This window comes from Nocardioides baekrokdamisoli (assembly GCF_003945325.1).
Taxonomy (GTDB): Bacteria; Actinomycetota; Actinomycetes; order Propionibacteriales; family Nocardioidaceae; genus Nocardioides; species Nocardioides baekrokdamisoli.
Genome location: NZ_AP019307.1, coordinates 2370983 through 2385051 on the forward strand (window position 1 = coordinate 2370983; position 14069 = coordinate 2385051).

14 protein-coding genes and 1 tRNA gene are annotated in these 14069 nt (G+C 66.5%); 13 read left to right on the plus strand and 2 right to left on the minus strand.

All coding sequences use genetic code 11. The features are described 5' to 3' along the window. Position 1 precedes the first annotated feature (1 nt). Genes KCTC_RS11605 through KCTC_RS11615 form a run of 3 tightly spaced genes read left to right on the plus strand, consistent with a single transcriptional unit; the run spans position 2 to position 2468 of the window. Positions 2 to 769, plus strand: coding sequence for an SDR family NAD(P)-dependent oxidoreductase (locus tag KCTC_RS11605; RefSeq protein WP_164512583.1), 768 nt, complete (start codon positions 2 to 4; stop codon positions 767 to 769). Further along, positions 766 to 1251 carry a VOC family protein gene (locus tag KCTC_RS11610; protein ID WP_197715187.1) on the plus strand — a complete coding sequence of 162 codons (486 nt, stop codon included), beginning with the start codon at positions 766 to 768 and terminating at the stop codon, positions 1249 to 1251. The genes KCTC_RS11605 and KCTC_RS11610 overlap by 4 nt, the downstream gene beginning before the upstream one ends. Beyond that, positions 1248 to 2468: a hypothetical protein gene (locus tag KCTC_RS11615; RefSeq protein ID WP_125569420.1), complete on the plus strand. Its 1221-nt coding sequence runs from the start codon at positions 1248 to 1250 to the stop codon at positions 2466 to 2468. The genes KCTC_RS11610 and KCTC_RS11615 overlap by 4 nt, the downstream gene beginning before the upstream one ends. 30 nt (positions 2469 to 2498) lie before the next feature. Here KCTC_RS11615 and KCTC_RS11620 read toward each other — a convergent pair whose 3' ends face one another. Next, on the minus strand, positions 2499 to 3302 hold the full coding sequence (locus tag KCTC_RS11620) for an ABC transporter permease (RefSeq protein ID WP_231998709.1): 804 nt from the start codon (positions 3300 to 3302) through the stop codon (positions 2499 to 2501). Beyond that, the gene (locus KCTC_RS11625; protein ID WP_125569421.1) at positions 3299 to 4204 is read right to left on the minus strand and encodes an ABC transporter ATP-binding protein; all 906 of its coding nucleotides are present in this window, start codon (positions 4202 to 4204) and stop codon (positions 3299 to 3301) included. The genes KCTC_RS11620 and KCTC_RS11625 overlap by 4 nt, the downstream gene beginning before the upstream one ends. A gap of 168 nt (positions 4205 to 4372) precedes the next feature. On the opposite strand from KCTC_RS11625, the gene KCTC_RS11630 reads away from it, so the two are divergent. From KCTC_RS11630 to clpX, 10 genes are all read left to right on the plus strand, one after another. Further along, a complete protein-coding gene (locus KCTC_RS11630; RefSeq protein WP_231998710.1) occupies positions 4373 to 5548 on the plus strand; it encodes a sensor histidine kinase in 1176 nt (391 codons plus the stop codon). Between the two features lie 7 nt (positions 5549 to 5555). Continuing rightward, positions 5556 to 6209 (plus strand): response regulator, encoded by a 654-nt coding sequence (locus tag KCTC_RS11635; protein WP_125569422.1) that lies wholly within the window; start codon positions 5556 to 5558, stop codon positions 6207 to 6209. A 79-nt stretch (positions 6210 to 6288) separates the two neighbouring features. Then, positions 6289 to 6365 (plus strand) — tRNA-Pro (locus KCTC_RS11640). A gap of 142 nt (positions 6366 to 6507) precedes the next feature. Next, positions 6508 to 7869 (plus strand): trigger factor, encoded by a 1362-nt coding sequence (gene tig, locus KCTC_RS11645; protein WP_125569423.1) that lies wholly within the window; start codon positions 6508 to 6510, stop codon positions 7867 to 7869. Positions 7870 to 7986: 117 nt separating this feature from the next. Beyond that, entirely contained in the window at positions 7987 to 9117 is a 1131-nt protein-coding gene (locus KCTC_RS11650; protein WP_125569424.1) for an esterase/lipase family protein, read from the plus strand. A gap of 72 nt (positions 9118 to 9189) precedes the next feature. After that, complete coding sequence (locus KCTC_RS11655; protein ID WP_125569425.1) at positions 9190 to 10329, plus strand: hypothetical protein; 1140 nt, start codon at positions 9190 to 9192, stop codon at positions 10327 to 10329. 40 nt (positions 10330 to 10369) lie between these two features. Continuing rightward, positions 10370 to 11344 (plus strand): magnesium/cobalt transporter CorA, encoded by a 975-nt coding sequence (gene corA / locus KCTC_RS11660; RefSeq protein ID WP_125569426.1) that lies wholly within the window; start codon positions 10370 to 10372, stop codon positions 11342 to 11344. Between the two features lie 101 nt (positions 11345 to 11445). After that, positions 11446 to 12018 (plus strand): ClpP family protease, encoded by a 573-nt coding sequence (locus KCTC_RS11665; protein WP_231998711.1) that lies wholly within the window; start codon positions 11446 to 11448, stop codon positions 12016 to 12018. A gap of 10 nt (positions 12019 to 12028) precedes the next feature. Further along, positions 12029 to 12634, plus strand: a complete 606-nt coding sequence (locus KCTC_RS11670; protein WP_125569427.1) for an ATP-dependent Clp protease proteolytic subunit — start codon at positions 12029 to 12031, stop codon at positions 12632 to 12634. A 94-nt stretch (positions 12635 to 12728) separates the two neighbouring features. Beyond that, positions 12729 to 14009 (plus strand): ATP-dependent Clp protease ATP-binding subunit ClpX, encoded by a 1281-nt coding sequence (gene clpX / locus KCTC_RS11675; protein ID WP_125569428.1) that lies wholly within the window; start codon positions 12729 to 12731, stop codon positions 14007 to 14009. Positions 14010 to 14069: the final 60 nt, after the last annotated feature.

The following is a 14069-nucleotide window of genomic DNA, read 5'->3' on the forward strand; positions in this document are numbered from 1 at the left end:
GATGACTGGGTTCGACGGCCAGGTCGCCGTCGTCACGGGCGCTGCATCGGGGATCGGTGCAGCGCTCGTTCGGGCCCTGATGGCGAAGGGCGCTGAGGTGGTGGCCCTCGATCGCGATGCTGAGGGACTGCGCGAGCTCGGGCCGGCCGTCGACCAGGTTGCCGTCGACGTGGGTGACGCCAGTTCCTTCGAAGCGGCGATCGATGCCGTCATCGAACGCCACGGCCGCATCGACCTGTTCATCAACAACGCCGGCATCGTCGTGGGAGGCGACTTCGAACTCACTGACCTCAGTTCCTGGGAGCGCGTGGTCGACGTCAACATGTGGGGCGTCATTCACGGCACCCGAGCGGCTTACCTGCACATGCGTACGCAGCGCTCCGGCCACATCGTCAACGTGGCCAGCACCGCCGGCGTCATGCCGGTCGCTCGATCGGTCGCGTACGCGACGACGAAGCACGCCGTGGTCGGACTGACTGCCTCACTGCGTGCCGAGGCGCGGGGGACCGGTGTCGACGTCAGCGTCGTGATCCCCGGTGTGGTGGACACGGCCATCTTCGGTCGCGCGATCAACGTCGGCGGGTACGACTACGCGAGGGCCATGGAACGCGTTCCGTTCACTCGAGTGAGTCCGGACCGGGCGGCGGCGTACATCCTCGACGGTGTGAGCCGGCGACGTGCCGTGATCACCTTCCCGGCGTACAACCGGATGCTGGTCGGGCTCCACCGGATGGCGCCGGCGCTGACCAGTCAGTTGGTGAACCGATGAGCGCGATGAAGCTGGCGCACGCTCCGATGACCCAACTCGCGTGGGTTGTCGAGGACATCGAGATGGCCGAGAAGGAACTCGCCACGGGACTTGCCGGCGTCCGGTGGACGAGGTTGGAATCGGTCCATTTCGGTCCGGAGGGCAGTACGTACCGCGGCGCTCCCGCCGACTTCGTCGCCCACATCTCGCTCGGCTACGTCGGGGAGTTGCAGCTCGAACTCATCCAGCCGGTGCGCGGCGAGAGCATCTACTCGGAATTCCTGTTCGAGCACGGGCCCGGGTTGCACCACGCGTGCTGGGAGGTCGACGACATCGCGACCGCCCTGGGTGACCTGACGCCCGTGCAGGCAGGCTCGATGGCGGGCGGCGACCTCGAGTTCGCCTACGTGGATCTCGGTCTACCGGGGATACCGCTGGCCGAGTTCGTACGCGTCGGACCCGGCATGCGCGCCTTCTTCAACTCTCTCAAGGAGACGTCATGATTCGACCACTGATTCCCCTCGCCGCGTTTGTCTCCAGCCTGACCGCGATCGCAGCGACGAGCCTTCCGGCCGCGCCGGCGCACGCCGACGCCTTCACGCCCCCTCGCGTCGGCTGGTGGGGCGGCCAGGCTGTCTCGCTGTGCGGTGCCGCCGACCCCACCTCGTGTCCACGTGACACGAGCGCATACACGCCGGCGGTCTGGGACGCGATGGTCGCCGGGCACGGATTCCTCGACTACGACGTCGAGTACCACTCCGACTTCGGTCCCGCGATGGCCGGCGTCAACCAGCGGACCGACGCGATCCCGGTCGTACGCGAGGCCAACGCGAGGAACGTCCCGATCAACGCCTGGATCACCGTGCCGCTCGCGTACGGCACCTTCGCGAACGAGAACAACGCCGTCGAGATCCAGCACGCCGTCCAGGACTTCGCCGCATGGGCACAGGACAACAGTCTCCACTTCGGCCAGGCGATCCTCGACCTGGAGTTCCCCGCCGGCTACCAGCCGATCTATCAGGCCGCGATGGCCGCCGGGAATCCAGCGGGGCTCCAGTCGCTCCTCCAGGGGAACTTCGACCCGTCCCACCAGTGCGCTGCTGCGGCCACGTACGCGGCGACCATCATGTGGGCGCATCAACACGGACTGACGCTCTCGGGGACCCCGATCCTCTTCGCCCTCGACGATCTGGAGCACAACGGCAGCGTCGCCCTGCAGGACGGACTCGACATGGCGCCGATGCCACCCTCGGGGTACGACACCCTCTACCTGCAGGCGTATCGCGCCTTCACGGTGGATCTGGGATCCGGCCTGGTTGCCGCGTACTACCGCGAGATGCAGTCGCACTTCGGTGCGAAGGGGCAAGTGAGCCTCGGCAACACCGGGATGAACCCGTACACGACCACCGGTCCGCTCGTCGCTGACATCAGGATGCTCGCGGCCATGGGTGCGAGCGAGATCCCGATCTTCGACTTCGACAGCACCATCAAGAACTGGGGTGCTGCCGGGATCGCTCAGATCCTCGATGCCGCGAACCACCCGATGTCACCCGTGGAGCTCGCCACTGCCGAACAGATGTCCCCGACCGGCACTGCTGCCCGCGCGATGTTCGCCACGCTGGATGACGTGGCCACTGCTGCGACCCCGTTGGCGACACTCGCGACCGGACACCCGCAACGTCCGAACGCGTACCCAGGTGGGTGCACGTCCGGACGTTGAAGGTTCCGGGGAGGGTTGTTCCCGGCGGGCCTACTTCACCTCGGCACGGAGTACGCGGCGCAGCCCGAAGGCGAACGGAATCGCCAACCAGATCGTTGCGGAGACCAGGAGGTGTGCCCAGTCGGAACCGCTGAGTGACAGGTCAGCCAACGGCCGCTGCGCTGACTCGAAGTCGAACCATGCCGACGCGTCCTTGAAGCCGCCGAACGCGTTCCCGAGCATCGCGAAGATGGTGGGAACGATGAACCGGTACACGAAGAACAGCACGATCGCGGCGGGCGAGTTCAGTAGTAGCGCGGCGAAGGCGAAGCCCCCGAGCATTGTCAGGATCTGCGTGATCACGAACCCGACGAGATGGTTGAACCCGAAGCTCCACGAATGCGAGTCGGCCACCAGGGTGTTGATCGCATTCGCGCCGGCTCCTACGACCACCGCGAATGCGGCGACCGCGAACGTCAAGACGATGCCCGTGGCGAGCTTCGCAGCCAGGACCCGGGCTCGGTTCGGCTCGAGTGCGAACGTGGTGAGCGTGGTGCGTTGGCTCCATTCGCTGGTCACCAGGAGGATCCCCATCACCGGAAGCAGCACGGACGTGCCGAATGCGGCTGCCGCGGCGAAGTCGCCGTAGTTCAGGGTGGTCTTGCCGAGCGCCGACACGATGAGCAGCACCGCGTAGATGACGCTGGTCAGCAGCCCCATGCTGACCAGCAGCCAGAACCCCGAGCGGGTGTCGTACGACTTGCGCAGCTCGACCTTGACCAGGCGCGAGAACGGGATCGGCGGGGTCCGGCGTACGTCGAAGTCCAGTGGGGTCATGGTTGCGGTGGCGCTCATGCCAGCGCTCCTTCCGTGAGGGCGTCACGCTGGGTGCCGGCCGTGAGTTCGAGGAACAGGTCTTCGAGGCCGCCGTCGGCGGGGCGAAGTTCGAGCAGAGTGATCTGCGCAGATGCGGCGAGCGTGCCGATCTGCAGGGCCTCGGCGTCGACCCGGAAGCCGTCCCCGACGGCGTTCATCGCGAGGCCGGCGCTGTCGAGTGCGGCCGCGAGCACGGTGTTGTCGACCGCTCGGACGAAGGTGCCGGTGTCCTGCATCAGTGACTGCGGCGATCCCTGCGCAACGATCTCGCCACGGCCGATCATGACGATGTCATCGGCAATCAACTCGACCTCATTGAGGAGGTGGCTCGACAGCAGCACCGTGCCGCCGCGCTCGGCGTGGTTGCGGAGCAAGCCACGCATCCAGCGGATGCCGGCCGGGTCCAGGCCGTTCGCCGGCTCATCGAGGATGAGGACCGCCGGGTCCCCGAGGAGCGCATTGGCGATGCCGAGGCGCTGGCGCATTCCGAGCGAGTAGTTGCGTACGCGGCGGTCGCCCTCCTCGTTGTCCAGCGCGACCAGAGCGAGCATCTCGTCGATGCGCGATGCTGGCAGGCCCATCATCTGTGCGCTGACGGTCAGCACCTCGCGGCCCGTGCGGCCGGCATGCTGGGCACTCGCGTCGAGGAGCACGCCCACGTGACGACCCGGGTTCGGAAGGTCGGCGAACCTGTGTCCGCCGATCGTGACCGACCCGGAGGTCGGCGTGGCCAGACCGACCATGATCCGCATGGTGGTCGTCTTGCCGGCGCCGTTCGGGCCGAGGAATCCGGTGACCTTTCCCGGCTGGCATTCGAATGAGACGTCATTGAGCGCCCGGAAGGCCCCGTACGTCTGAGTGAGGTGTTCGACTTTGATCATGTGGACGAGTCTGCTCGCGAAGGTCGGCGGACACATTGGTCGCGGGTCGACACCCGACCCCGACCAAAGTAGGGGGTCCCGACGAACTCCGGGAGGGTACGGCGGGGCGGCGAGCGGCTCTACAGTGACCGGGTGCCAACGCCCGGGAGATACATGCCGACGCTACGAATGCGCTCGCATCTCTGGCGGTTCGTGCTCTGTCTGCTGATGTCTCTCGGAGCGTGGCAGTCCTCCTGGTCAGGCCAGTGGCATCACCACCGCGCCCTGTTCTGGATCGATCTCGCGGCCGGGATCGGTGCCTTCGTCCTGTGCGGATTCCGGCGTCGCCATCCGCTCGCGATCGCGCTGGCGCTCGCCGCCCTGTTGTCGGTCTCCGCTCTCGCGACAGGCCCGGCCATCCTGGCTGCGGTGTCGTTCGCCGCGCGGCGGAACTTCGGCCAGATCGTCCTCCTCGGTGCCCTGATGGTCATCGCAAGCCAGGCGTACGCGGACACGCAGACGATCGATGGCCATCACGGCCTCTTTGTGTCGACCAGTTCAGGGAACCAGAAGGAGTCCCCCAACCAGCCGGTGGTGTTGGAGATCCTCGGCAACGTCATCTTCTGTGCCGGCGCGCTCGGCTGGGGGATGTACCTGGGGTCCCGGCGAGAGCTGTTGTGGACGCTGAGGGCTCGGGTGGCGAGCGCCGAGGCCGAGCATGAGTTGCGCGAGTCCAACGCCCGGGTCACCGAGCGGTCGCGCATCGCGCGCGAGATGCACGACGTACTGGCTCATCGGATCTCGCAGGTCTCGATGCATGCAGGCGCGATGGCCTTTCGGGACGACCTCACCGCTGAACAGTTGAGGTCCGGCATCGCGCTGATCCAGTCCCAGGCCAATCACGCGCTGGATGAGCTGCGGTCCGTGTTGGGGGTGCTGCGCGATCCCGAGACGGGCGCACCCGCCGATGCACCGCAACCGACGTACCGGGACATCGCCGCCTTGGTCGACGACGCTGTGAGCAGCGGGATGTCGATCGAGTGCGTGGATGAGGTCACGCGGTCGTCTGACGTGCCCGATTCCGTCGGTCGGACGGTCTACCGGATCGTTCAGGAAGGCCTGACCAACGCTCGCAAACACGCCCCGCGGGCAGTCGTACGCGTGGTGCTCACCGGCTCGCGGGCCGACGGCGTCTCGGTCGAGATTCGGAATGCCCTCGGCTTTGCGACTGTGTCCGCGGCGCCCGGGTCGGGCCTCGGACTCGTCGGGCTCGCCGAGCGGGCCGCCCTGAGCGGCGGCCGGTTGACGCATCGCCGCGAGGCGGACGCATTCGTACTGACGGCGTGGATACCGTGGGAGACGTGATCAGGTCGTGACGATTCGCGTGCTCCTCGTCGATGACGACCCCTTGGTCCGGTCGGCGCTTGCGTTGATGTTCGGTGGACAGCGCGACCTCGAGGTTGTCGGCGAAGCAGCCAATGGTCGGGCGGGCGTCGATCAGGCACGTGCACTGCGCCCGGATGTGGTGCTCATGGACATCCGGATGCCGGTGCTCAACGGGCTGGAGGCCACGCGCATCCTGCATGCCGACGCGGTACCGCCCCGGATCATCGTGCTGACGACCTTCGACGCCGACGCATACGTGGTCGAGGCGGTTGCTGCTGGGGCTGATGGCTTCCTGCTCAAGGACACCCCGCCGGCCGAGATCGTTGCTGCCATCCTCAAGGTCGCCGATGGCGACGCGATGCTGTCACCGTCCGCGGTAGCCAGCCTGATCCGCGAGGTACGCGCGAGGGTGGACAGTCCGCGCGCCGGCGAGGCCGAGCAGCGGCTCGCGGCGCTGACGGAGCGAGAGCTGGAGGTGGCGTTGGCGGTGGCCCGCGGGCTGTCGAACTCGGAGATCGCGCGTGAGCTCTACCTGTCCATCCCCACGGTCAAGGCGCATGTGTCCCGGCTGTTCGAGAAACTGTCGACGACCAATCGCGTCCAGATCGCCATCTGTGTCCACGATGCCGGCCTGCTGTAGCCGGGCCGTTTAGCAGGCTCCGGGGCCGCTCACTACACTCGCCCGAGTTGGGCTGCACACGGCGACGTGAGTGGTCTCGCGGGCTGTAGCGCAGCTTGGTAGCGCGCCTGCTTTGGGAGCAGGATGTCGCAGGTTCAAATCCTGTCAGCCCGACCATCGGACGTGCGGTGTGATCCGAGGCCGTCCACGGCCACGGCTCGGATTCGGTCGCGCGTACGCACCGAAGTAGGCTTGCGCGGTCCGAGCCCAGCGCCCACTCGGGGCGCGGAGGACGTACGAGCCGCACCGAGGAGAACCTGTGAAGAGCGTCGTCGAGACCCTGAGCCCGACCCGCGTGAAGCTGACCGTCGAGGTTCCCTTCGACGAGATCAAGCCGAGCCTGGACAAGGCCTACAAGACGATCGCGCAGCAGGTGAACGTCCCCGGCTTCCGCCGCGGCAAGGTTCCGCCGCAGGTCATCGACCGCCAGGTCGGCCGTGAGGCCGTCCTCGACCAGGCCATCAACGAGGTCCTGCCGGAGGCGTACACCAACGCCCTCGCCGAGAACGACCTGCAGCCGCTGGCGCAGCCGGACATCGACGTGACCAAGTTCGAGGACAACGACGTACTCGAGTTCACCGCCGAGGTGGACGTGAAGCCGCAGTTCGACCTGCCCGCGTACGAGGGTCTCAAGGCCGAGGTCGCCGACGCCGTCGTCAGCGACGAGGACGTCGACACCCAGCTCGACGCCATGCGCGAGCGCTTCGGCACCCTGAAGGACGTCGAGCGCGCCGCCGCTGAGGGCGATTTCGTGGTGCTCGACCTGCTGGCCACCAAGGACGGCGAGGCGATCGAGAACGCTGAGGCCACCGGGCTGAGCTACAAGGTCGGCACCGACGGTCTGGTCCCCGGCATCGACGCCGCGGTCACCGGCCTGAGCGCCGGCGACTCGAAGGACTTCACCAGCCAGCTGGTCGGTGGCGACCTGATCGGCGAGGACGTCGACATCAAGGTCACCGTCACCCAGGTCCAGGAGCAGGAGCTCCCGGCGCTGGACGACGAGTTCGCGCAGATGGCCTCGGAGTTCGACACGCTTGACGAGTTCAAGGGTGACGTCAAGGAGCGCCTCGGCCGCGGCAAGCGCCTCGAGCAGGCCGCCGAGGCCCGCGACGCGGTCCTGCAGGTCCTCCTCGACCAGCTCGACATCCCGCTCCCGGAGGGCATCGTCACCGACGAGCTCAACGGCCGCCGCCAGATGCTCGAGCAGCAGCTCGCGTACGCCGGCCTGACGCTGACGAACTACCTCGAGGACGAGAAGCAGACCGTCGAGGAGTTCGAAGCCGACCTCGAGCGCCGTACGCGCGACTCGATCGCCGCCCAGATGATCCTCGACGAGATCGTCAAGAAGGAGGGCTTCGAGCCCACCCAGGCCGAGCTCTCGCAGGGCATCATCCGTCGGGCTCAGCAGGCCGGTCAGGACCCGCAGGAGTACGCGAACCACCTCTCCGAGCACCCGCATCACGTGCCGGAGATCATCGGCGAGGTGCTGCGCGGCAAGGCCCTGGCCAAGATCGTGGAGTCCGCTGAGGTCAAGGACAAGTCGGGCAACGTACTCGACCTGGCCAACCTGCGTCCCGACGGCACCATCGGTGAGCTGGCCGCCGAGGGCGACGAGGCCTGATCCTCAGAATGCTCGAACAGCGTCCGACCTCACGGTCGGGCGCTGTTCTGTTTTCGGTCCTGTTTTCTCCATCACATTGAGTGCACAAGTGTTCACTGAGCGTGTTAGGGTCCGCGCATGCGTACGACTCCGACCGTGCTCGACGGCCTGGCACTGCTGACGGCGACGGCCGATGACCTCGTCGTGGCCACGGTCCGCGACACGCATCTCGCGCTCGTCGATCGCGTCACGACGCCGTTGCGAGCAGCTGCGGGTCTACAGCAGCGCCAGCCGGGCATCTCGGACTTGGTGTACGCGATCATCGGAGGTTCACTCCGCGGTGCGAGCAGGGGTCTCGGTGCCGTGGCGTCCACCGGCATCGGGCCGCGACTCGAAGGACACGCGAGCGGCCGATTCGTCAATGCGGCCGTCAACGGACTCATCGGCGACGAGTTGGCCGCTGACCGCCCGGCTCTGGGCATCCAGATGGCCGTACGCCTCGACGGCCGCGACCTCACCTGGACCGACCTCCGTACCGCCTTCCCGGCGGCAACAGGCAGGGTCGCGGTCTTCCTGCACGGACTGTGCGAGGACGAGTCCGCATGGTCAGCCCATCGTGACCGCCTCGGCACCACGTACGCCGAGGAACTGACCGCGTCCGGCTGGACCGTGTTGATGCTACGTGCGAACAGCGGCCTCCCGGTGGCGACCAACGCCGGGACTTTCGACCATCTGATGGATCGGGTGCACGCCCACTGGCCGGTCGATATCGAGCGGATCGCGCTGGTGGGCCATTCTCAGGGCGGGCTGGTCATGCGTACCGCCACCGCGATGTCTGCCGCACCCTGGGTCGGCGACGTCACCGATCTGATCACCCTTGGTACGCCGCACCAGGGCTCGCACGTGGCCCGGGCCGCGACGGCCGGTAGTGCTGCACTCCGTCGCCTGCCCGAGACGGCTGCCCTCGGTCGCATCCTCGAGCGACGCTCGATCGGCATCAGGGATCTGGACAAGGGACTTCCGTACGACGTGGCCGTCCCCGATCACGTGCGAGTGCGCCTCGTATCGGCGTCGCTCGGCGAGCGCCCGTCGGGTTGGGTGGCGACGGCGGTGGGGGATCTGCTCGTCCAGCCGCAGTCGGCGTTGGGGGCTCGGCGGGGGCGGCGGAGGGTGGAGGCCGCGAACACGCTTCACCTCGCGCGGTCCCACCATTTCACCTTGCTCAATGACCCGCGGATCCTCGCTGCGCTCAAGGACTGGCTGCGTTAGGTGGTGTTCGACACAGTCCAAACCAGGCCCCAGGACGTTGAATCGGGGCCCGGGGCAGTGGAAACTATCCGGGTGCCGTCCACCACCCTCGTCCCGTCCGACGGCCGGTCCGAGGCGGCGAGGGTTGAGCGCACCACCCCGCGACGTCGGCTGATCAACATCGCCCGCCGTCTGGCTGGCATGACGACGAAGCCCGTGCCGAAGCCGGTCGTCAAGGTTGTCACCACGACCGCGCGCTCCACGTTCGCTGCAGCCGCCCCGATCGTGGAGAAGGCCGTCAGCCAGGCCGTGTCCGCCGCGGCACCGGTGGTCGAGAAGGCGGCCGCACAGGCCGTCGACGCGATGCTTCCGGTTGCTGAGCGGCTCGCTGCACCCGTGATGGATCGGATCCCGGATGCGCTGTCCGGACCGCTGACCAAGCAGGTCGCCCGCCTTGCCGGTCCCGCCACCGGCCGAGCGGTGCGCCGCGGCTTCGCGGTACGGATCAACGGTCACGATGTCGCCATCACCTCCGATGATCTCGCCGACGCCTTCCCGAAGGCCAGCGATCGACTCCTGATCTGCATCCCTGCCGCAGGCGAGGACGAGAAGATCTGGAGCAAGGGTGCCGAGCGCATGGGCGGCTCGTACGCCGACCGCGTCGCGGCGGTGAACAACTGGACGCCTGTCATGCTCCGCAACGACAGCGGCGAGGTCATGGATGCGGGCGTCGCCCTTGGCGCGCTCATCCAACAAGTCATCGACCACTGGCCGGTTCCGGTCTCCCGGGTGGTGCTTCTGGCCCACGGCGACGGCGGTCTTGCTGTGCGTACGGGCTCCGCCATCCGGCCGATGGGGGAGCGCCCCTGGACCTCCCTGGTCACCGAGGTCATCGCTCTTGCGACGCCTCATCTGGCGGTCGCCGATCTCGCCACCTTCGTGGGGGCGCGCCTGGAGGCGAACCTTTCGGGCATCGTCCACCTAGACGAGCGGGTCACCGATCTGCCGATGCTCGACCGTGCCGCGTACCTGCTCATCGGCGATGACGTCACCACGCAGGACAACCCGTTCGGCAAGGCGTTGGGCGGTGCGATGAAGGTCGGCCGGCGCGGAAGCAGGCGCCGGGTCGTGGAGATCTTCCCCGGTGCGGAGCGATTCGTGCTCTCCACCGCGCAGGAGCCACTCGTGAACCATCGGTCGGTGCACGACGCGCTGCTGCGCTGGCTGCGCTGATTGCGCGAAACTCTCAGCCACTCTTGGCAGGATCTGGGGCGTGACCTCCGACATCCTGTATCTGCACAGCGGCCCCGAGGCCAAGATGTCGCCCGAGCGGGTGAGGCAACTGCTCGATTCCGGGGAGTTCTTCTGGCTCTCGCTCGACGGCGACGACGACACGGACCTCCTGCGGCAGACCTTCGGCTTCCACCCCCTTGCGGTCGAGGACGCCGTACGCGGTGGCCAGCGCCCCAAGATCGACCAGTACGACGGGTACACCTTCTGGGTGGCTCACGGGGTGAACACGCAGGGCGATCTCGCCGAGGTGCACATCTTCTTCACGGCTCAGTACGTCGTGACCGTCGGTGCGGACTGCGAGGCCTTGTTCGCCGAGGTGCACCGGCGGCTGGAGATGCACCCGCCGAAACTGACGTCGGCGCCATCGGTCACCGCCGTCTACCTGATGCTGGACGCACTGGTGGACAGCTTCTTCCCCAGGCTGGCCGAGCTCGACGAGCGCATCGACGAGCTCGAGGACGCGATTCTCAAGGCGCCGACCCAGGACCAACTCGGTGAACTCTTCGGGCTGAAGCGGCGGCTGGTGACCTATCGCAAGACCATCACTCCGCAGCGCGACCTGATGGCGCGCGTGCTCAGCGGCGTCGACACCCTCGAGGGGATGACCGATGAGGACCTGCGCTATTTCCGGGACCTCTACGACCACCTGATCCGGATCAGTGACATGGTCGACTCCTACCGCGATCTGGTCAGTGGTGCGGTCGACACGCACATCTCGATGGTCTCGAACCGGATGAACGTGATCATGAAGCAACTGACGATCATCGCGACGGTTTTCCTGCCGCTCACCTTCCTCACCGGCTTCTTCGGCCAGAACTTCAGCTTCCTGGTCAATCACGTCATCTCCGCGACGTGGACGTTCTGGGTGTACGGCATCGGGCTGAACTTCGGCGCGATCATCGGGTTGGTCTGGTACGGCCGACGCAGTGGGTGGTTCGGCGGCCCGAGCGCGTAGGGCCATCTGGGACCCGCCCCGGGTCGACGGAAAATCCGCTGTCGGCGAACAGGCGTCCCGACGCCCTGGTTTTGGGGGTTGCTGAGGCTAATCTCGACCGCGTGACTGCATCCGCTGCCTTCCTCGAAGAGGATCTCGACAACCGTCTGCTCAAGGAGCGCATCGTCTTCCTCGCCGGGGAGGTGCGCGATGAGAACACCATGAAGCTGCACAAGCAGCTCCTGCTGCTCTCCGCGGCGGACCCGGAGGCCGACATCTACCTCCACATCCACTCACCGGGCGGTTCCGTGGACGCCGGGATGATGGTCTACGACACGATGAACTACATCCCCAACGACGTCGTCACGATCTCGGTGGGCATGGCCGCGTCGATGGGTCAGTTCCTGCTCTGCGCGGGTGCTCCGGGCAAGCGCTTCGCGCTGCCGCACAGCCGGATCATGATGCACCAGACCTCGTCGGGCATCGGCGGGTCCGCCTCGGACATCAAGATCCAGGCCGAGGAGTCCAAGAAGCTGAAGTCGACGCTGATCGAGTTGATCGCCCAGCGTGCCGGCAAGGACGTCGAGCAGGTACGCGCCGATGCCGAGCGCGACCGCTGGTTCTCGGCCGACGAGGCGAAGGCGTACGGCTTGGTCGACCACGTGGTTGCCAGCTCCCGCGAAGCGATGATCTAAGGACACTGACATGAACTACTACATCCCGCAGTGGGAAGAGCGCACTTCGTACGGCTTCCGCCGGATCGACCCGTACGCGAAGTTGTTCGAGGAGCGGATCATCTACCTCGGCACCCCGATCAGTGACGACGTCGCCAACGCGGTGATCGCCCAGCTGCTGTGCCTGCAGTCGATGAACCCCGATCAGGACATCAGCATCTACATCAACTCCCCGGGCGGCTCGTTCACGGCGCTGACCGCGATCTACGACACGATCCAGTTCATCAAGCCGGACGTCCAGACGGTGTGCATGGGTCAGGCCGCGTCTGCGGCCGCGGTCCTGCTCGCCTCCGGCGCCAAGGGCAAGCGACTGGCTCTGCCGAACAGCCGGATCCTGATCCACCAGCCGTACACCGAGGGCACCTTCGGCCAGACGACCGACATCGAGATCCAGGCCAACGAGATCCTTCGCATGCGTGATCTGCTGGAGAAGATGATCAGCGACCACAGCGGCAAGACGATCGAGGAGGTCTCGCACGACATCGAGCGCGACAAGATCCTCACCGCCGAGCAGGCTGTGGAGTACGGCATCGTCGACGCCGTACTCACTTCGCTCAAGACTCCAGTCCTGGCCTGATCCCGGGCTCCATCTCCCACACCGATCGGACTTTTCGGAGTACGTTCGGAATCGTCGGACTCGCACTCCGGCCACCACGATCTAGGAGGAACGCATGGCTCGCATCTCTGACGGTGCAGACCTGCTCAAATGCTCCTTCTGCGGCAAGAGCCAGAAGCAGGTCAAGAAGCTCATCGCTGGTCCGGGTGTCTACATCTGTGACGAGTGCATCGATCTGTGCAACGAGATCATCGAGGAGGAGCTCGCCGAGGGCTCCGAGGTGGGCTTGGGCGAGCTGCCGAAGCCGAAGGAGATCTTCGAGTTCCTGAACGCGTACGTGATCGGCCAGGAGCAGGCGAAGAAGTCGCTCGCAGTCGCGGTGTACAACCACTACAAGCGCGTCCAGGCCGGGCTTCAGCCGCAGCATGTCTCCGGCAAGCACTCCAAGGACGAGCAGGTCGAGGTCGCGAAGTCGAACATCCTCGTGATCGGCCCGACCGGTTGCGGCAAGACGTACCTGGCACAGACGCTCGCGCGGATGCTCAATGTGCCGTTCGCGATCGCGGACGCCACGGCGCTCACCGAAGCCGGCTATGTCGGTGAGGACGTCGAGAACATCCTGCTCAAGCTGATCCAGGCTGCTGACTACGACGTCAAGAAGGCCGAGACCGGGATCATCTACATCGACGAGATCGACAAGGTCGCCCGCAAGGCGGAGAACCCGTCGATCACGCGCGACGTGTCCGGCGAGGGTGTGCAGCAGGCACTACTGAAGATCATCGAAGGAACGACCGCGTCCGTCCCGCCGCAGGGCGGTCGCAAGCACCCGCACCAGGAGTTCATCCAGATCGACACCACGAACGTGCTGTTCATCGTGGGTGGTGCCTTCGCGGGGCTGGAGAAGATCATCGAGAAGCGGGCGAGCAAGAAGACGCTCGGCTTCGGGATCGAGACGAATGCCTGGGGCGAGCCCGGTGGCGATGATCTGCTGGCGCAGGTCCGGCCCGAGGACCTGGTCAACTTCGGCCTGATCCCGGAGTTCATCGGCCGCCTGCCGCTGATCGCGAGCGTGTCGCCCCTCGACCAGGCTGCGCTCGTGCAGATCCTGGTGGAGCCGCGCAACGCGCTCGTCAAGCAGTACCAGAAGCTCTTCGAACTCGACGGTGTCGAGTTGGAGTTCACCGAGGACGCCGTTCAAGCGATCGCCGATCGAGCGCTCGAGCGCAAGACCGGCGCACGAGGCCTCCGCTCGATCATCGAGGAGGTCCTGCTGCACGCGATGTACGACGTCCCGAGCCGCGGTGACGTCGCCAAGGTGATCGTCAACGCGGACGTGATCCTGAACGACGGTGCGCCGGAGCTCATCCTCATCGACGAGAAGAAGAAGTCAGCCTGAGCGCCGAAAGGTGAGGATTTCACCGCCGAAAGGTGAGGAAATCCCGCCCGAGATGTGAAG